This window comes from Paenarthrobacter sp. NPDC091669, assembly GCF_044756725.1.
Classification (GTDB): Bacteria; Actinomycetota; Actinomycetes; order Actinomycetales; family Micrococcaceae; genus Arthrobacter; species Arthrobacter bambusae_C.
The window spans coordinates 138,224-157,135 of sequence record NZ_JBIVTK010000009.1 but is presented as its reverse complement, the minus strand read 5'-3'; the positions used below and the strand labels follow the sequence as shown (position 1 = coordinate 157,135).

General features: G+C 62.5%; 16 protein-coding genes and 1 riboswitch. Of the genes, 13 read left to right on the top strand and 3 right to left on the bottom strand.

Going from position 1 to position 18,912, the window contains the following annotated elements; all coding sequences use genetic code 11:
- Positions 1 to 22: 22 nt before the first annotated feature.
- Entirely contained in the window at positions 23 to 1,573 is a 1,551-nt protein-coding gene (locus ACIQLI_RS16210; RefSeq protein WP_400390251.1) for an MFS transporter, read from the bottom strand.
- Positions 1,574 to 1,645: 72 nt separating this feature from the next.
- Here ACIQLI_RS16210 and ACIQLI_RS16205 point away from each other — a divergent pair, with 72 nt between their 5' ends.
- From ACIQLI_RS16205 to ACIQLI_RS16165, 9 genes are all read left to right on the top strand, one after another.
- Positions 1,646 to 2,185, top strand: coding sequence for a TetR/AcrR family transcriptional regulator (locus ACIQLI_RS16205; protein WP_354231027.1), 540 nt, complete (start codon positions 1,646 to 1,648; stop codon positions 2,183 to 2,185).
- Between the two features lie 93 nt (positions 2,186 to 2,278).
- A riboswitch (glycine riboswitch) is annotated at positions 2,279 to 2,376 on the top strand.
- Between the two features lie 179 nt (positions 2,377 to 2,555).
- Entirely contained in the window at positions 2,556 to 5,402 is a 2,847-nt protein-coding gene (gcvP, locus tag ACIQLI_RS16200; protein WP_400390248.1) for an aminomethyl-transferring glycine dehydrogenase, read from the top strand.
- A gap of 10 nt (positions 5,403 to 5,412) precedes the next feature.
- Positions 5,413 to 6,546 carry a glycine cleavage system aminomethyltransferase GcvT gene (gcvT, locus tag ACIQLI_RS16195; protein WP_400390246.1) on the top strand — a complete coding sequence of 378 codons (1,134 nt, stop codon included), beginning with the start codon at positions 5,413 to 5,415 and terminating at the stop codon, positions 6,544 to 6,546.
- A gap of 35 nt (positions 6,547 to 6,581) precedes the next feature.
- Positions 6,582 to 6,968 (top strand): glycine cleavage system protein GcvH, encoded by a 387-nt coding sequence (gene gcvH / locus ACIQLI_RS16190; protein WP_354231021.1) that lies wholly within the window; start codon positions 6,582 to 6,584, stop codon positions 6,966 to 6,968.
- Between the two features lie 227 nt (positions 6,969 to 7,195).
- Complete coding sequence (locus ACIQLI_RS16185; RefSeq protein ID WP_400390244.1) at positions 7,196 to 8,608, top strand: L-serine ammonia-lyase; 1,413 nt, start codon at positions 7,196 to 7,198, stop codon at positions 8,606 to 8,608.
- A gap of 38 nt (positions 8,609 to 8,646) precedes the next feature.
- Positions 8,647 to 9,468: a DNA/RNA non-specific endonuclease gene (locus ACIQLI_RS16180; RefSeq protein ID WP_400390242.1), complete on the top strand. Its 822-nt coding sequence runs from the start codon at positions 8,647 to 8,649 to the stop codon at positions 9,466 to 9,468.
- 118 nt (positions 9,469 to 9,586) lie between these two features.
- The gene (locus ACIQLI_RS16175; protein WP_400390240.1) at positions 9,587 to 10,675 is read left to right on the top strand and encodes a lipid II:glycine glycyltransferase FemX; all 1,089 of its coding nucleotides are present in this window, start codon (positions 9,587 to 9,589) and stop codon (positions 10,673 to 10,675) included.
- Between the two features lie 114 nt (positions 10,676 to 10,789).
- Complete coding sequence (locus ACIQLI_RS16170) at positions 10,790 to 12,106, top strand: peptidoglycan bridge formation glycyltransferase FemA/FemB family protein (protein WP_400390353.1); 1,317 nt, start codon at positions 10,790 to 10,792, stop codon at positions 12,104 to 12,106.
- A gap of 27 nt (positions 12,107 to 12,133) precedes the next feature.
- The gene (locus ACIQLI_RS16165) at positions 12,134 to 13,621 is read left to right on the top strand and encodes a threonine/serine exporter ThrE family protein (RefSeq protein WP_089593890.1); all 1,488 of its coding nucleotides are present in this window, start codon (positions 12,134 to 12,136) and stop codon (positions 13,619 to 13,621) included.
- Between the two features lie 77 nt (positions 13,622 to 13,698).
- On the opposite strand, the gene ACIQLI_RS16160 is transcribed toward ACIQLI_RS16165, so the two are convergent.
- Together ACIQLI_RS16160 and ACIQLI_RS16155 are read right to left on the bottom strand one after the other, a co-directional pair.
- Complete coding sequence (locus ACIQLI_RS16160; protein ID WP_400390238.1) at positions 13,699 to 14,538, bottom strand: siderophore-interacting protein; 840 nt, start codon at positions 14,536 to 14,538, stop codon at positions 13,699 to 13,701.
- A 52-nt stretch (positions 14,539 to 14,590) separates the two neighbouring features.
- Entirely contained in the window at positions 14,591 to 15,361 is a 771-nt protein-coding gene (locus tag ACIQLI_RS16155; RefSeq protein WP_354231008.1) for a uracil-DNA glycosylase, read from the bottom strand.
- Positions 15,362 to 15,467: 106 nt separating this feature from the next.
- Here ACIQLI_RS16155 and ACIQLI_RS16150 point away from each other — a divergent pair, with 106 nt between their 5' ends.
- The 4 genes from ACIQLI_RS16150 (at position 15,468) to groL (ending at position 18,786) form a co-directional block, all read left to right on the top strand.
- Positions 15,468 to 15,803 carry a DUF3263 domain-containing protein gene (locus ACIQLI_RS16150; RefSeq protein ID WP_089593893.1) on the top strand — a complete coding sequence of 112 codons (336 nt, stop codon included), beginning with the start codon at positions 15,468 to 15,470 and terminating at the stop codon, positions 15,801 to 15,803.
- Between the two features lie 49 nt (positions 15,804 to 15,852).
- Positions 15,853 to 16,461, top strand: coding sequence for a LytR C-terminal domain-containing protein (locus tag ACIQLI_RS16145; RefSeq protein WP_400390236.1), 609 nt, complete (start codon positions 15,853 to 15,855; stop codon positions 16,459 to 16,461).
- 172 nt (positions 16,462 to 16,633) lie between these two features.
- Positions 16,634 to 16,837, top strand: coding sequence for a cold-shock protein (locus tag ACIQLI_RS16140; protein ID WP_011773737.1), 204 nt, complete (start codon positions 16,634 to 16,636; stop codon positions 16,835 to 16,837).
- Positions 16,838 to 17,160: 323 nt separating this feature from the next.
- Positions 17,161 to 18,786, top strand: coding sequence for a chaperonin GroEL (groL, locus tag ACIQLI_RS16135; RefSeq protein ID WP_089593895.1), 1,626 nt, complete (start codon positions 17,161 to 17,163; stop codon positions 18,784 to 18,786).
- Positions 18,787 to 18,912 lie beyond the last annotated feature (126 nt).

Genomic DNA, 18,912 nt, shown 5'->3' with positions numbered 1-18,912 from the left:
GCCCCGCAACGGTATGTGTTCTTTACTGCGCCTTCGGCACACGCCGGAGCACGACGGCGGCGAGCACTGCCGCGCCGGCCATCAGGACCAGCCCAATCGCCGCAGTGATGTGGACGCCGGACTCAAAAGCGGTCCGGGCGGCGACCGTCAGCGCTTCCGACAACGGCGCCGGGAGTGCGGCTGCCGCATCAACGGCACCGGCGAGGGTTTCGCCGGACTTCCCGGCGGCCTGCGAGGAGACGCCGTCCGGAATGATGAGGTTGTGCTGGTAGGACGCCGTGAGGATCGAGCCGAGCACAGCCGTTCCCAGGAGCGAACCGAGTTCATAGCCGGTCTCGGAAATGGCCGAGGCCGCACCGGACTTGTCAGCTGGTACTGAAGCCAGGATGAGGTCGTTGGAGATGGTCTCCGCAGCACCCACGCCCACGGCGAGAACGGTCAGGGCAGACAGCAGGAATACGGGTCCGCTGCCGTGATCGCCCACCACCACAATCAAGTAACCGACGGCGCTGAGCGTCAGCCCTGCAGCGACAACGAACCCGGGCCTGACACGCTTTACCAGAGGCACCACCAGCAAGCCTGCGATGACCGTTGCCAGGAGGGCAGGAATCATGGCGATGCCTGCTTCCATGGGGGACTGTCCCTCAACAAGCTGCAGGTGCTGGGCGAAGAAGTAAATGAAGCCCGTCATGGAGAACAGAGACAGCACGTTGGCCACGATTGCCGTGCTGAACACCTTGTTCTTGAACAAAGCGACGTCCAGCATGGGGTTCTCGATCCGCTGCTGGCGGCGAACGAACAGAATGCCCATCACCAGGCCGAAGCCCATGAAAGCTGCAGCCGATGCGCCGAAGCCGTGAACTGCGAATTCCTTGATGCCGTAGACAAACGGGGCCATGGTGACCACGGACAGGACAATGCTGGTCACGTCCACGCGGCCAGGATCGGCGTCCTTGGATTCGGGAATCAGGATCCGGCCAAAGGCGAGGAGCGGCAGGAGCAGGAATGCTGCCACCAGGAAGACGGCACCCCACCAGAAGTGTTCCACCAGCCAGCCGCCGAAGATCGGGCCGAGCGCAGCGCCACCGGAGAAGCCGGCAGCCCAGACGGCGATCGCAAGCCGCCGGCGGTTGGGATCGGTGAAGATGTTCCGGATCAGGGACAGCGTTGAGGGCATCAACATGGCGCCGAAGACACCAAGGCCCGCGCGTCCGGCAATGAGCCATTCAGCGGAAGGCGCGAACGCCGTAGCAGCCGAAACCGCTGCGAAGCCTGTGCTGCCGATCAGCAGCAGCCGCCGTCGTCCGATTCTGTCACCGAGGTTGCCCATGGAGACCAGCAGTGCGGCAAGGACCAGCGGGTAGGCGTCAACAATCCAGAGCAGTTGAACGCCGCCCACATCCAGCGAGCGGGCGATCTCGGGCAGGGCGAAGGTGAGCGCGGTGTTGTCGACGGCCACCAGCAGCACCGGGAACATCAGGAGTGCCAGTGCCGTCCAATCGCGCCACGGTGCTGCCTGGCCCACATCGGGACGAGCGGAACGGGGCGTTTGGGTTGAGGACGGCGAGTACATGTCATTTACTGTACCGTCCAGACGGTACAGTTTCAAATACAACCCGGCGAGCCTTTAGGGAATGATGGACACATGCCACGAAAACCAGTTGCCCGGGACGCCGTCCTGGATGCTTTCGAAGCCCTCCTCATCGAGGTGGGGGAGCGGGCTGCCACGCTCGACGCCGTTGCCAAGCGCGCCGGGGTATCCAAAGGCGGGCTGCTCTATCACTTCCCCAACAAGGAAGCCCTGATTACGGCCCTCCTTGAACGCCTGGACCTTCTGGCCGACGAGGACACGGAACTGATGAAGGCGTCGCCCGATGGCTCCGCCGCCTACTTCATCCGCTCCTCGCTCTGGGCTGACACGCCCATGGACCGGGCTTTTGTCGCCGTGACCAGATTGGCTGAAGTGGCCCACGAGGAAACGCGTCGCAGATTCGCCGCCATTCAACAGCGCTGGCTGGACGTGCTCGCCGAGGATGTCGGCCCGGAGGTCGCCAAGGCTGTGAGCTATATGGGTGACGGCCTGTATTTCAACGCCATCTTCGAAGGTGGGCAGGAGGGCGGCAATGCCGGGCGGGAGGCCGACGTCGACATCCTGCTCGGAGTCCTCGAGCGGCTGCGGAAGTAGCAAGATCGTCCATTTGCGGCGGCGCCCATGACGTAGGACAATTAACCCTTGTGGCCTGCCCTGATCGGGGCCATACATAACTGAAAATGCCTTCGATCTGCGGCGGGAGAGTCCTGCAAGCACGTGATGCAGGCGCCGTAGGAGCAAACCCTCCCCAGGAATCTCTCAGGCCCACGCACCGCCGCGGCGAGGCAACTCTGGAAAGCAGCAGGCACTTGGCCCCCCTCAGGGTGAAAGAGTGCTGTGCTCACCGACGGTGCAAGCGGTGTTGTTGACGCAACGCGCGGAAACTCTCAGGTCCAATACAGAGCGGGGAGGAACCCAGCCGCTGTGGCGTACCCAAACGCCGCCCAAGTAATGGAGTTCCTTCGTGACGGTTAGTTCTGCCTCCACCACCTTCGTCGATCGGCATATTGGCGCCCGCCGCCAGGCCGACATCGAGACCATGCTCAAGTCCGTCGGTTACGACACCGTTGATTCGCTGGTGGACACCGCCGTCCCGAACGACATCCGCCAGGACGTTGCCCTCACCCTGCAGAACGCTTTGAGCGAAGTTGAGGTTCTGGCTGAGCTCCGCAAACTCGCGTCCAAGAACAAGACGGCCGTTCAAATGATCGGCCAGGGCTACTACGACAACGTGACCCCGCCGGTGATCCGCCGCAACATCCTTGAGTCCCCGGCCTGGTACACCGCCTACACCCCGTACCAGCCGGAAATCTCCCAAGGCCGTCTCGAGGCTCTCCTGAACTTCCAGACCATGGTCCAGGACCTGGTTGGCCTGCCGATTGCCAACGCCTCCCTGCTGGACGAAGCAACGGCCGTGGCCGAAGCCGTCTTGATGATGCGCCGTGCCAACAAGAACAAGGCCGTCCAGGACGGTAAGACTGTCCTCGACGCCGACTGCCTCCCGCAGACGATTGCCATCGTCAAGGGCCGCGCCGAGGCTCTCGGCTTCGAGGTCGAGGTTGCCGATCTTTCCCTCGGTCTCCCGGAAGGCGCCATCAACGGCCTCGTCCTCCAGCAGCCGGGCGTTTCCGGCCGCGTCTTCGATCACTCAGCTGTGATCGCCGAGGCCAAGGAGCGTGGCGCGCTGGTTACCGTCGCCGCCGACCTCCTCTCCCTCACTCTCATCACCCCTCCGGGCGAGCAGGGTGCGGACATCGCCGTTGGCTCCGCACAGCGCCTGGGCGTTCCGCTGTTCTTCGGCGGCCCACACGCCGCCTACATGGCGGTCCAGAAGGGCCTGGAGCGTTCCATGCCCGGCCGTCTGGTGGGCGTTTCCAAGGACGACGCCGGTGTCCCCGCCTACCGTTTGGCGCTGCAGACCCGCGAGCAGCACATCCGCCGCGAGAAGGCCACGTCCAACATCTGTACCGCGCAGGCACTGCTGGCCATCGTGGCCTCGATGTACGCCGTTTATCACGGCCCCGAGGGCCTCAAAGCGATCGCCGAAACCGCCCACAGCCATGCCCGCACCCTCGCAGCGTCACTGAAGGCTGCCGGCGTCGAGGTCCTTCACGGTTCCTTCTTCGACACCATCACCGTCCGCGTCCCGGGCAAGGCTGCAGAGATCGTCGCTGCTGCCGAGGCCAAGGGCATCAACCTGCGCGGCGTTGACGCTGACACTGTGGGTATCTCGGTTGATGAGACCACCACGTCCGAGGTTGTCGCTGACGTCGCGGCGGTCTTCGGAGCTTCCGTTTCCGAAGCCGCTGAAGGCTTCGTGCTTGAAGCTTCCGTGGAGCGCACCAGCGACTTCATGCAGCACCCGGTGTTCAACACCCATCGCTCCGAAACCCAGCTTCTCCGCTACATCCGCAAGCTCTCAGACCGCGACCTCGCGCTGGACCGCACCATGATCCCGCTGGGTTCCTGCACCATGAAGCTCAACGCCACCGCTGAGATGGAAGCCATTTCCTGGCCGGAGTTCGCCTCCATCCACCCGTTCGCCCCGGATTCCCAGACCGAGGGCTGGCGTGAGCTGATCTCCGACCTCGAAGCGCAGCTGACCGAGATCACCGGCTATGACCAGGTCTCCATCCAGCCGAACGCCGGTTCCCAGGGCGAGCTCGCCGGACTCCTGGCGATCCGTGGCTACCACCTGTCCCGCGGCGACGAGCAGCGCAATGTCTGCCTCATCCCCGCCTCTGCCCACGGCACCAACGCTGCCTCGGCAGTGCTGGCAGGCATGAAGGTTGTCGTGGTTGCTACCGCGCCGGATGGCACCATCGACCACGTTGACCTCAAGAACAAGATCGAAGCCCACCGGGATGCCCTCTCGGCCATCATGATCACCTACCCCTCCACGCATGGTGTGTACGACGCCGACGTCCGCGAAGTCTGCGATGCCATCCACGAGGCCGGCGGCCAGGTCTACATTGACGGAGCCAACCTCAACGCCCTTGTTGGCCTTGCACAGCCGGGCAAGTTCGGCGGCGACGTATCCCACCTGAACCTGCACAAGACCTTCTGCATCCCGCACGGCGGTGGCGGCCCGGGCGTTGGCCCGGTCGCAGCCAAGGCGCACCTTGCGCCGTTCATGCCCGGTGATGCGGCCTCCTGGACCGAAGGCAACGACGTCCCGATCTCCGCATCCCGCTTCGGCTCCGCAGGCGTCCTGCCGATTTCGTGGGCCTATGTGAAGCTCATGGGTGGCCAGGGCCTCACCGAAGCAACCAAGTCTGCGCTGCTCGCCGCGAACTACATCGCTTCCCGCCTCAACGACCACTTCCCGGTCCTCTACACCGGCGAAGGCGGACTCGTAGCCCACGAGTGCATCCTGGACCTCCGCGAACTCACGGCCAAGACCGGCGTCACAGCTGAGGACGTGGCCAAGCGCCTCATCGACTTCGGCTTCCACGCCCCCACCCTGGCCTTCCCGGTTGCTGGAACCCTGATGGTGGAACCCACCGAATCCGAAGACCTCGTGGAGATCGATCGCTTCATCGAAGCCATGATCACCATCCGCAAGGAAATCGACCAGGTGGCCCACGGCGAATTCACGGTAGAGAACTCGCCGCTGCGCAAGGCACCGCACACGGCTGCCGCCGTCGTAAGTTCTGATTGGGACCGCGCGTACCCGCGTGAGCAGGCCGCCTTCCCGGTCCACCACCTCAAGCAGGACAAGTACTTCCCGCCCGTAGGCCGCATTGACGGCGCAGCCGGAGACCGCAACTTGGTGTGCTCCTGCCCGCCGATCGAAGACTTCGAAAACTAAAGGATCGGTCATGACTGAGAACTACACGGCTCTGTACGAAGAGCACAAGAAACTCGGCGCGTCCTTCACCGACTTCGGTGGCTGGCAGATGCCGCTTAAGTACTCCTCAGAGTTGGCTGAGCACCACGCCGTCCGCAAGTCCGCCGGCCTGTTCGACCTCTCCCACATGGGCGAAGTCTGGGTCACCGGCCCCGAGGCCGCAGCATTCCTCGACTACGCCCTGGTGGGCAAAATCTCCGCCATGGCCGTGGGCAAAGCCAAGTACTCACTGATCTGCCAGCAAGACGGCGGCATCATCGATGACCTCATCACGTACCGTCGTGGTGACGAGAAGTTCCTGGTGGTTCCGAACGCCGGCAATGCTGCGGTTGTTGCCGCAGCCCTGTTGGAGCGCGCCGCCGGTTTTGACGTCGTAGTTGAGGACGCCTCCGCTGAGACCTCGCTGATCGCTGTGCAGGGGCCGCTGGCCGAAGCGATCCTCCTCCGCCTGGTGCCCGCCGAGCAGCACGCGCTGGTCACTGAACTCAAGTACTACGCGGCGGTTGACGTCCCGTTCACGTTCGACGGCGGCACGCAGGAACTGCTGTTGGCCCGCACCGGGTATACCGGCGAAGACGGCTTCGAGATCTTCGTAGCCAACGAGTCCGCTGCTGCGTTGTGGCAGGCCATCGCCGGCGTCGCTGAAGAAGGCGAACTCACCCCGGCCGGTCTCGCCTCACGCGATTCCCTGCGCCTCGAAGCCGGCATGCCCCTGTACGGCAACGAGCTCTCCCGCGAAGGCAACCCCTTCGCAGCCGGACTCGGCCCCGTGGTGGCACTGTCCAAGGAAGGCGACTTTGTGGGTAAGGACGCACTGGCTGCCTTGAAGGCAGAGGGCGCCGGCTCCACCAGCGGACGCAAGCTCGTTGGCCTCAAAGGCCTGGGGCGCCGCGCTGGACGCGGACACTACCCGGTCCTCAAGGACGGCGCAGTGATTGGCGAAGTCACGTCCGGTCAGCCCAGCCCCACGCTCGGCTACCCGGTAGCGTTGGCGTATGTCGACGTCGAGTACTCAGAGCTTGGCACCGCCTTGGACATTGACCTTCGGGGCAAGAGCGAGCCGTTCGAAGTCGTCGCACTGCCGTTCTACAAGCGCCAAAAGTAACTCCCCGTTTCATCACCACACGTAAAGGAAACAGAATGCCCAAAGTAGCGCCCGAACTTCAGTACTCCGACGAGCACGAGTGGGTTTCACGCGGAGACGGGAACTCAGTGTCCGTTGGTATCTCCGAGGTTGCCACCGACGCTCTGGGTGACATTGTGTACGTTGACCTGCCCGAGGTCGGTTCGACTGTTACTGCAGGCGAGACCTGTGGCGAAGTTGAGTCCACCAAGTCCGTCTCGGACCTGTACTCGCCCGTTACCGGCGAGGTCACGGAGATCAACGACGCAGTTGTCGGCGACCCCGCACTGATCAACAACGACCCCTACGGCGCCGGCTGGCTCTTCAAGGTTGCTGCTGAGTCCGAGGGCCCGCTGCTCTCCGCCGAGGAATACGCCTCCAAGAATGGCGGAGACCTCTCCTAGGTTTCGCGCCTGAGCGGACAGCGCCAACGGGCCGACCTCAGGCAGACCACCATGTGCCACTGTGGCGTAGCGTGGGATTGTAGAACTGAATAAATTCGCGACGCCGGGTTGCCGCCTTTGGGGGCCATCCGGCGTCGTGCTTCGGTCGATCTCCGCCACAAGCGGGGGAGGCCATCCGGCAGGACCATCTGCCGGACCGTTTCAAACTGTATTAAGGAATCCCGACCATGGCTGTTGGTGTTTTCGATCTTTTTTCCGTGGGTATCGGCCCGTCGAGTTCTCATACTGTGGGGCCCATGCGGGCTGCCGCAGTGTTCGCCGGTGAGCTGAAGGACGCTGGTGTCCTGGGTTCGGTGGCTTCGTTGCGGGTTGACCTGTACGGCTCGTTGGCTGCGACGGGTCGTGGTCACGGGACCATGACTGCCACGCTGTTGGGCTTGGAGGGGTACCACCCTGAGCTGATCCTGCCTGACGAGGTGGAGGCGCGGTTGGCCGCTATCGCGGAGACGGGTGTGCTGAACCTGGCTGGTGCGTCCGGTGAAGGTGTGGAGTTGCCGTATGCGGTGGAGGATATGGTGTTGCATCCGTTGACGGTGTTGCCGCGGCATACGAACGGGATGAAGTTTGCTGTTTCTGATGCCGGGGGGAATGTTCTGCGGGAGGCGACGTTCTTTTCGGTGGGTGGTGGGTTCATTGTTCGTGAGGGTGAGGAGAACGCCGCGCAGCAGGAGTTGGAGGAGTCGAAGAAGGAGTTGCCGTTGCCGTTTAGGACGGCGGCGGAGTTGTTGGGCCGGTGCCAGTCCAAGGGGTTGGGGATCAGCGACATCATGTTCATCAATGAGCGGGCGTCCCGGTCGGAGGAGGAGATCCGGGAGGGTTTGCTGCATATCTGGCAGGTGATGGAGGCCTGTGTTGAAACGTCCTTGAAGCGTGAGGGTGTGCTTCCTGGTGGGTTGCGGGTCCGGCGTCGTGCTCCTGATTGGTTGGAGCGGCTGCTGAAGGAGGATAAGGACCGGAATGATCCGAAGTATTGGCAGGAGTGGGTGAATCTGATCGCGTTGGCGGTCAATGAGGAGAACGCGTCCGGTGGCCGGGTGGTGACGGCGCCGACGAATGGTGCTGCGGGGATTATTCCGGCGGTGTTGTATTACGCGTTGAATTATGCGCCGGGCATGGACAAGGCTTCCCAGCAGGATCGGGATGATGTGGTGGTGAAGTTCTTGCTCACTGCGGGTGCTGTGGGTGTGTTGTATAAGGAGCAGGCGTCCATTTCGGGTGCTGAGGTGGGCTGCCAGGGTGAGGTGGGGTCGGCGTCGTCGATGGCTGCTGCTGGTTTGGCTGAGGTGATGGGTGGTACTCCGGGGCAGGTGGAGAATGCTGCGGAGATCGCGATGGAACATAATTTGGGGTTGACGTGTGATCCGATCGGGGGGTTGGTGCAGATTCCGTGTATTGAGCGGAATGCGATTGCTGCGGCGAAGGCGATCAATGCGGCGAAGATGGCGTTGTGGGGTGATGGGACGCATCGGGTGTCGTTGGATGAGGTCATTGTGACCATGCGGGAAACGGGCAAGGACATGTCCGATAAGTACAAGGAAACAGCGATGGGCGGCCTCGCCGTCAACGTCGTCGAATGCTGAGTCTGTTTACTGTCAGTGCCTAGTGCCATGCTGTATCCATGAGCGGGGGATACGACAGGGATTTTTTGCGGGCACGCCTTGAGCTGCCCAGTCCGTCGGCAACGACGATTCTTTTGGACTACATCCACTTCTCCGTGCGTTTCCGGGCTGCCCGGAAACTCGCGGCGATCGTGGGGGTCAACATCCACGGCAAGGAACTGAATCCACTGGCCCGTGAGGGCACCTGGCATTTCGACGACAGGATTCCCAGGGAGCAGCAGGCCGGCCCGGATGTGTACAAGAACAACGCTTTTGACCGCGGCCACCTGGTGAGGCGTCTGGATCCCGTCTGGGGTGACGCGGTCACGGCCAAGAAAGCCAACCAGGACACGTTTGCCTTCACCAACGCTGCGCCGCAGGTGGATGACTTCAACCAAGGCAAAGAGCTGTGGGTGGGGCTCGAGGATCACGTTCTGAGCCACGCGGACGCCCACGACGCCAAGCTCAGCGTTTTCACGGGACCCGTCTTCCTTGACGATGACCAGCCCTACCGCGGCGTCCAGATCCCGCGGAAGTTCTGGAAGATCGCGGCCTGGACCAACGATGCCAAGCTGGCCGCCGTCGGGTTCGTCCTTGACCAGTCGCCGCTGCTGGGCAAAGCGGAACTGAAAAGGGCCATCGACCAGAAGCTTCTGGAAGGGGAGCCACCCCCGCTGGGACCGTTCCGGACCTTCCAGGTTCCCATTGGGCAGATAGCAGACCTGACAGGACTGAGCCTGAGCAGGCTCACCAACGCGGACCGGCTCGTCAGCGGCCAGCGTGAACTGGGCAGGCAGCCGAAGGCGATCCAGTTGGAGAGCCCGGACCAGATCCGCTTGTAGGTAACCGCGGGACTGCGGATTTGCTCGTAGACCAGCAGATTTTTCCCGGCCCGATAGACTTGGGGCTGCATGTCCGCATGCGCACCGAGCTTTTGAACACTGCACCAAACCCCTGAGATTGGACACGGCCACCTTGCGAGAATTCACCGCCCGCTTTGCCACCGCCGAGGAAATCGACAACTGGGACAAGCACGTCACGGCCAATCCGAACGGCGGCAACATGCTGCAGTCGGATGCCTATGCCGCAGTCAAGGACGGTAACGGCTGGTTGGTCCGCCGCCTGGTGGTGGAGACCTCCGGTTACTCCAGCTACAACCTGCTCCTGGAAAAGAAGTTCCCGGTCCTGGGCCGGCTTTGGTACCTGATCAAGGGCCCGGACGCTGCCGCCGTGGAAGACATCAGCCCCATGCTCAAGGCCATCTCCACCCTGGCCAAGGAACAGAAGATGAACGTCTTCACCATCAAGATCGAGCCCGACGTCGTGGAGTCACCTGAGGTGACCGCGCAACTGAAAGCCGCCGGGTTAATCAAAGCGCCCAACATCCAATCCAACGACTCCACGGCCATTCTGGATGTCTCAGCCCCGGCCAACGAAGTGCTGAGGAGCATCTCCTCGCGTGCACGGAACGCGGTCCGCAGGGCCGAACGCGAAGGGTGCGAGGTTGTGCAGGCAGAGCCCGGCGAGGACGGTTACCGCAAGCTGTACGCCCTCATGCGGAACACCATGGACGCTAAAGGTGCCATGCCGCTGCGGAGCTACGAGTACTACGCAAAGTTCTGGGAAGAGTTCTCCAGCCGCGGGCAGGGCCACTTCTTCTTCGTCCATGAGGACGGCGCACCCAGTGTCGGTGCTTTCGTGATCAGCTACGGGTCAAAGGCCACGTACAAGGACGGTGGATCCACCCAGAACCGTAAGCAGTACGGCGATTCACACCTGGTCCAGTGGGCAGCTATCCAGCGCATGCAGGAACTCGGCTGCGTGGAGTACGACTTCTGCGGTACGCCGCCTGCCGCAAGGATCAAGGACAAGAGCCACCCGCTCTACGGCCTGGGATCGTTCAAGACGAGCTTCACCAAGACCGTCACGGACTTTGTGGGCTGCTACGACCTCGTCCTCGGACCTGTCCGATACAAGCTGTGGCTCAAGGGTGCGGAACGCATCTTCCGCCGACTCGAGACCATGCGCACCGGCGGCCAGTTCTACTGACGGCCACCGCAGCCAGCAAGCCAACCAACAGCAGGCCCGCCCCGGCCACCAACGGGTGCAAATCTACTTTTAGGTGAGGTAATTTCTTTGACTCCGATTGAGGCTGGAACCGCCATGGAATTCGTGATTCTCAGTGACGCTGATTTCGAGACCTTTGCCAAGGGACACCCGCAGGGGAGCTTCATCCAGTCCATGGACCTCACGCGATTCCAGCGTGCCCGTGGCCAGGAAGTGGAACTCTTCGGGATCAGGCAGAGTGGCAGCCTGATTGCTGCAGGAAAGCTGGTCTACTCGTCCAACCGTCTGGGCTACAAAATCGCAGACTGCGCCAAGGGACCGCTGATGGACTACAGCGACCCCACGGTGGTGCGCTTCGTCGTCGAGCAGTTGAAAAAGCATGCAGCCTCGAAGAAGGCCGCTGAACTGCGGATCTCGCCCAACATCCGGTACATCGCGCGCGATGAAGAGGGCGCAGAGCACCCCGAGGTGGAGGACAACCGTCCCCTGCTGAAGGAATTCGAGGGTTTGGGCTTCAAGCACCAAGGCTTCGACATGAACTTCGCCAACATCAACTGGATGTTCATCAAACAGCTCGACGGGATTGCTGATTCCGAAGAGCTCATCATGGGCATGAACTACCGCACCCGCAAGGCCATCCGTAAAGCAGAGAAGAACGGCGTGTACCTGGAACAGGCCACGCTGGAAACGCTGGATGAGTTCTACAACGCGCTGAGTACTGCCGGGGATGAGAAGGGCTTCACGTACCGCGAACGCGAGTACTACGAGCAACTGCTCCGCAACACCTCGGACGAGTTCACCAAGCTCATGATGGCCAAGATCAACATTCCCGAGTACCGGGCGTCCATCACGGAACGGCTGGACGCTGAATCAAAGACCCTCGCAGACCTCAAGCGTGAAGTCGAAGAGACCGGCAGCAAGAAGAAGGCCAACCGCGTCAAGGTAGTCCAGGACCTCGTGGACAGCTATGAGCGCAGCCTCAAGGACATCGAACGCTTCCCGGACTCCGTAGGCGTGGCCACTGTGGCTGCCATCCACTTCGCATGCTCGGGCGACGAATTGGTGTGCGTCATTGGCGGCACCGTGCAGGACTATATCTACTTCAACGGCGCTACGTCTCTGTACTGGGGCATGATGCTCCACGCGCTCAACAACGGATACTCGCGCTACAACTTCTACGGCACGTTCGGCATCCAAGGCCAGGATGAGACCGGCCATGGCGGCTACGAATTCAAGAAGGGATTCGGGGGCGAGGTGGTCCAGTTGGTTGGGGACTTCGTTGCACCGGTGAACCCGCTGATCTTCCACGGCTACCACGCGGTCAGGAAGCTTGCAGGGGCCGCCCAGACAGTACTGGGACGATTGCCACTGGAGAAATTGCCGGTAGCAGGAAAATTTCGGAGGAACCGCTAATCACACAAGCCAAGGGAGGATCACCGCGTGACTGAACGCCCCGACGGGTCCGCCAGCAGGCCCCATACTGACGGGTTGCCCAAAACCCAGCCGCTCAGGCCATCCCAGGTCCGGCAAAACGTCAACGCCAAGCGCATGCTCATGCGTCTTGTCCAAGGTGACAGTCCGCCCACGGCGCCCATGAACATCGTGGACCGCTTGGCCGGAAGCCCTTATGCCAACCCCACCATCCAGGTAGTGGGAGTGGATGCTTCGGCCCGCAAGACCATCGACTTCGCCCTGCATCTGGCGGAGGTCATGTTCCGCTATGGGGCGGGCGCCCTTGAAGTTGAGACGAGCATGATCGCTGTGACGGCCGCCCTGGGCCTGAAGAACGTTGAAGTGGACATCACCAACCAGTCGGTGGCCATCAACTACGCTCCCAAGGACCAGACGCCCATCACGCTGCTGCGCGTTGTTCGATCCTGGACGAACAACTACGCCGGCTTGGCACAGGTGCACCAGTTGGTCACTGACATCGTGGCCGGGGGAGTGGGCCGCGATGAGGCCGTGCGCCGCTTGAACGAGATCATCCGCAGCGCCAAGCCCTTCCCGCGCTGGATGGTCACCATTGCCTTCGGCATCTTCTCCGCGGTTTTCGTGGGCGTCCTGGGCGGTGGCCTGGGCGCATCCGCGGTGGCCTTCTGCTCCAATATCCTGATCAGCCTGCTCTCACGCCAGCTTGCACGGTGGCGGACAGCGGACTTCTTCAACACCATGGCGTGCGCTTTCCTGGTCACCTTCATTGCCCTGATGCTGCGGTGGGCGGGTGTGGACATTGCTCCGTCCATTGTGGTTGCCGGTGGAATCCTGCTGTTGCTGCCAACGGGGCGGCTTGTCTCGTCTGTCCAAGATGCGATCAACGGCTTCCCGGTGACAGCAGCCGGCCGATTCCTTTCCACGGCGTTGACATTCGGTGCCATCGTGGCAGGCATCGGCGTCGCCGTGGTGGTCGGAACGCTGATCGGCAGCGAGGTCCTGGACGTCACGGATACATTCCCCGATGCTTATCCCTTATGGGGTCAGGCCATCCTGATCGCGATCGCGGTGGTGGCCATTGGTGTCACCGAACAAACGCAAATGCGTCTGTTGTTCCCGACGGCGGCAGTTGGCATTGTGGGCTTCTTCGTTTTGTGGGGGGCTGGGGCCGCCGGGCTCGGCGATCGCCTGTCACCCGCCGTCGCAGCGGTGGTCATTGGCCTGCTGGGACGTGTGGTGGCGCTCAAACTCGGAGCACCGCAGCTGGTGGTTGCAGTTCCAGCCGCGTTGATCCTGCTTCCAGGACTCACTATATTCCGGTCAATGTATGTTTTGACCGTTGAAGAAGGAGACATTCTGCTGGGTGCGGGCGGCATGCTGAACGCAGGGGCAATTGTCCTTGGAGTAGCTGCGGGGATCGTGCTCGGCGACAACCTCGCCCGGCCATTGACCAAGGGCCTGTCCAGCAACGAGCGGCGCAGGGTCCGCAGGCGATAAGTGAGCCAACACGAACGGCGCTGCCATGAGGCGGCGCCGTTCGTGTTTTAAGAGCTGAAGTTGTATCTGTGCCGAAGCTAGATCTGGCCGACCGGAAGCTTCTTCTCCGCTTGGAACACTTCCTCCACACGGCCCTGCGCCCAGTAGCCGGACAGTGACACCTGGGAACGCTCCAATCCATGCTGGACGAAGAAGATCTCACGGAGGCCCTTCATGTAACCACGCTCGCCGTGGGCAAAAACGTCCACCCGGCCGGGCAACCATTCGGTGGCGCGCAGGGCTTGGAGCAACAAGTCGCTGGAGCCTGCGGGTACTCCGTTGCGCTGCAGCCAGTGCAGCTTCACGCCGGCGGGGGCTGAAATTGGCAGGATGTCAGCCTCATTGTCCACTTCCAAGAACACCGTTCCGCGGGCATCGGGGGCAAGAGCCTCCACGCATGCTGCAATGGCCGGGATCGCGGCGTCGTCGCCGGCGAACAAGTACCAGTCGGCGTCGGGGGCCGGGTTGTAGGCACCGCCGGGTCCTGTGAAGACCAACGAATCTCCGGGCTCGGCTGCTGCTGCCCAAGGACCTGCCAGCCCTTCGTCGCCGTGCACCACAAAGTCGATGGCCAGCTCCTGGGCTTCCAGGTCCACCCAACGGATGGTGTAGGTCCGGGTGTGCGGCCACAGCTCCCGCGGCATGGTTTCGCGGATGGCCCACAGGTCCAGCGGAAGCTCGTACTCGACGCCCGGCTGGGGGAAGACAATCTTGACGTAGCGGTCGACGTACTGGTTGTTGACGTAGTCACTGAACCCCGGGCCGCCGGCCACGATCCGCACCATGTGGGGCGAAAGGCGTTCATTCCGCAGGACTGTCAGGTTGACCTGCGGGCGGGTTGTGCGGGTGGCGGACGAAGTCACGGGGAGAGCAGACATGTAGGTAAGCCTAAGCTAATTTCCTGCATGTCCGCTGGGGATGAGTCGAAAGTTACAGGACAGGCAGTTCCCAGTTGATGGGTTCGGCGCCCTGTTCCAGCAGCAGTTCGTTGCTGCGGCTGAAGGGCCTGGAGCCGAAGAATCCCCGGGAAGCCGAGAGCGGACTGGGGTGGACCGACACGATGGACGGTGCCCCCTCCAGCAGCGGCATGACGCCCTCGGCGTCCTTTCCCCAGAGAATGGCCACCAGCGGGCTGCGCTTCCCGGCGCTGTCCATTCGGTTGGCGACTGCGGTGACTGCCGCCGTCGTGATGGCCTCCCATCCCTTGCCGCGATGCGAGCCAGCATTTCCGGCGGTGACGCTGAGGACCCGGTTCAGCAGCAGGACACCTTGATCCGTCCAGGCGCTGAGGTCGCCATGGACCCGGGGAGGCAGGCCGAGGTCGTCATGGAGTTCGCGGTAGATGTTGGCGAGGCTGCGTGGGATGGGTCGCGTTCGCTTCGAAACGGCAAAGGAAAGCCCGACGGCGTGTCCCGGCGTGGGGTACGGATCCTGACCAAGAATCAATACTTTGACATCGGCCAGTGGTTGCTGGAAAGCGCGGAGAAGGTGGCCGGCTGAAGGAAGGACGTGGGCCCCGTTCTCGGCCTGAGCCGCCACGAAAGCCAGGGTGCTCCTGAGCTGCCCTTCTACGGGCCGCAGGGCGTCAGCCCAGTCGGGGGCCATCAGTTCTTCCAGCGGCCGGTCAGGGAGCTCGGCAAAACCCGTCTGTTCCGGGTCGGCCGGCTCAAGGTCAAAGAGTGCATCCTCGCCATTCACCACGCCATTGTCTCCCGCGCAATCCCGGACCGGCGAATGACAGCCTTGTTATTCGCCCGTAACATGGGGGTAGGACATTTTCCCCCAACACGCGTCGAAGGAGTGTGCCGTGGCAGAACCAGCACCGGAACCGATGGCGCCGCAGTCAACAGGGTTTGCCCTCGCAGACCTTGCGGCGGGGATCCGCAGTGACTCTCCGCTCAGTGAACGGGACCAGCAGATGCTGGCCCTGGAACGGCAGTGGTGGAAGTACTCAGGGGCCAAGGAACAGGCCATCCGTGAGCTGTTCGATCTCTCGGCAACACACTACTACCAGATCCTCAACGCGCTGATAGATACAGAAGACGCGTTGGCCCACGATCCCATGCTCGTCAAGAGATTGCGTAGACTACGTACGTCCCGCCAGCGTGCGCGGACGGCACGTCGCTTGGGGTCCGACGCGTAAATCGCCAGGCTGATCTGTCAGCAGCAACCAGCAAGGACAACGCTTCACCATGACCAAATATGCCAAGGACGAATTCGACCAGGTCCCGCAGAACACCTCCCGGCAGGGCGTTCACCGGGACGCCCAGGAAACCACGCGTCCCACGTTGTGGCCGGTCCTGACAGTTGGGGCTGTGGCTCTGGTTCTGGGGTTGGTGGCCTTCCTGGTCCTTCCGAACCTCGGCGTGGTGGCTCCCAATGCCGCACCCAGCGTCTCGACGCCGGCGCCGCAGCAGACTGATGCGACCCCTTCGGCTACACCGGGCGAATCCAGCAGCGCCCCCTCTGCTTCCAGCGAGCCGACCCCGTCCGACAGTCCTTCGGCAACCTCGTCCTCCGCTCCCGTGGACAAGGCCACGCCGGTGGCGGTCTACAACGGCGCGGGCACCGCTGGTTTGGCCGGCCGCGTGGCAGGTTTGGTGGAAGCCGACGGTTGGACGCTGAGCACGGTTGGCAACTGGGGTGGCATGCCGCAGCAGACATCCGTGATCTTCTACAACGTCCCTGAGCAGAAGGCCAACGCCGAAGCCTTGGGCGCGTTGCTGGGCATTCAGACCATCCTGGAATCGCCCGAAGTCCAGCAGCCGTTGGTGGTTGTTGCAGGACCTGGCTACCAGTAACCCTGCGACCCTCCCGGGGGACCTGAAGCCCCAACTCGGTTAAGCCTCAATAACAAAAGTGATGCCCCGGCCCTCCATGGGAGCGCCGGTGGAGTGACTGTGGTTACAGTGGATTGATTCCGGTACGGAGATCCCGGCAACCGGTCTTGGCTACTGCGAAAGTGTGGGCATCATGGCATTGGGAACCGTCAAATGGTTCAACGCCGAAAAGGGCTACGGATTCATCACTGTGGATGAATCGGGTGACGACGTTTTTGTGCACTGGTCCGCCATTCAAATGGACGGCTTCCGGGCCCTTGAAGAGGGCCAGCGTGTTGAGTTTGAACTGGGCGAGGGGCAAAAAGGTCCGCAAGCCGAAGGTGTGCGCGTCGCATAGCTCCTTGCAGGGTTTCGTTCCATCTCCGTCAGCCCTCGGCTGAAAGCCCTTTGTTTATAGAGCAAAGTGGCATCTCTGCTTGCACTCTCCCCGGTCGAGTGCTAATTATTGATTTAGCACTCCTATGGTTCGACTGCTAAGTCCAGCCCGGCTTACCCCGGCGGTGGGCGGCGGACGTTCCAGCGGAGGATCAAGAAACACCTTGGTGGGGTGAGGTCCGGAGCGCGGGGCATACAGAGGCCGCGAGCGAAAGACCGTCCGTCGCGGGCACCCCATCTGACAGGTACCTTCTTAACGACTGTCCCGAAAGGACTACCGCCGTTATGGCCAAGATCATTGCATTTGATGAAGAGGCACGCCGCGGCCTCGAGCGGGGCCTGAACATCCTCGCAGACGCCGTCAAGGTCACCCTCGGCCCGCGTGGACGCAACGTCGTCCTCGAAAAGAAGTGGGGCGCCCCCACGATCACCAACGATGGCGTTTCCATCGCCAAGGAGATCGAACTGGACGACCCCTACGAGAAGATCGGTGCAGAACTGGTCAAGGAAGTTGCCAAGAAGACGGATGACGTCGCTGGCGACGGTACTACCACTGCAACCGTCCTCGCCCAGGCACTGGTGAAGGAAGGCCTGCGCAACGTTGCCGCCGGCGCCGACCCGCTGTCCCTCAAGCGCGGCATCGAGAAGGCTGTTGAGGCAGTCATCAGCGAACTGCTGGCCTCCGCCAAGGAGATCGAAACCAAGGAAGAGATCGCAGCTACGGCTTCCATCTCCGCCGGTGACCCGGAAATCGGCAGCCTCATCGCCGAAGCCCTGGACAAGGTGGGCAAGGAAGGCGTCATCACGGTCGAGGAATCCAACACCTTCGGCCTGGAGCTTGAGCTCACCGAGGGCATGCGCTTCGACAAGGGCTACATCTCCGCTTACTTCGTCACCGACGCTGAGCGCCAGGAAACGGTCCTCGAAGACCCGTACATCCTGATCGTCAACTCCAAGATCTCCAACGTGAAGGAACTCGTCACGGTTCTGGAGAAGGTCATGCAGTCCAACAAGCCGCTGCTGATCATCGCCGAAGACATCGAGGGCGAGGCCCTGGCCACCCTGATCGTCAACAAGATCCGTGGCACCTTCAAGTCTGTTGCCGTCAAGGCTCCGGGCTTCGGTGACCGCCGCAAGGCGCAGCTGGCCGACATCGCCATCCTCACCGGTGGTCAGGTCATCTCCGAAGAAGTTGGCCTCAAGCTCGAAAACGCCGGTCTGGAACTCCTCGGCACCGCCCGCAAGGTTGTTGTCACCAAGGACGAGACCACCATCGTTGAAGGTGCCGGCGACGCCGAGCAGATCGCGGGCCGTGTGGCCCAGATCCGCGCCGAGATCGAGAACTCCGACTCCGACTACGACCGCGAGAAGCTGCAGGAACGCCTGGCCAAGCTGGCCGGCGGCGTTGCAGTCATCAAGGCCGGTGCCGCAACCGAAGTTGAGCTCAAGGAACGCAAGCACCGCATTGAGGACGCAGTCCGCAACGCCAAGGCTGCTGTTGAAGAAGGCATCGTTGCCGGTGGTGGCGTAGCCCTCATCCAGGCCGGCGCCAAGGCATTCGCCAACCTCACCCTCCAAGGTGACGAGGCAACGGGTGCCAACATCGTCAAGGTTGCCATCGACGCTCCGCTGAAGCAGATCGCCTTCAACGCCGGCCTCGAGCCCGGCGTTGTGGTGGACAAGGTTCGCGGTCTGCCTTCCGGCCACGGCCTGAACGCTGCCACGGGCGTCTACGAAGACCTCCTGGCTGCCGGCGTGAACGACCCCGTAAAGGTCACCCGCTCGGCTCTCCAGAACGCTGCTTCCATCGCTGGTCTGTTCCTGACCACCGAGGCTGTAGTGGCCGACAAGCCTGAGAAGAACGCTCCGGCTGCCGGCGGCGACGACATGGGCGGCATGGGCGGCTTCTAAGCCCCTCACGCTCTAGCAATACAGCGCCCAAGCATCACGCTTTAGAGCAAACGACGGCGGTCCCCACCTGGTGGGGGCCGCCGTTTTGCTATTGGTTGGTGGCCTACCACGGATTCAGTGTCGGTG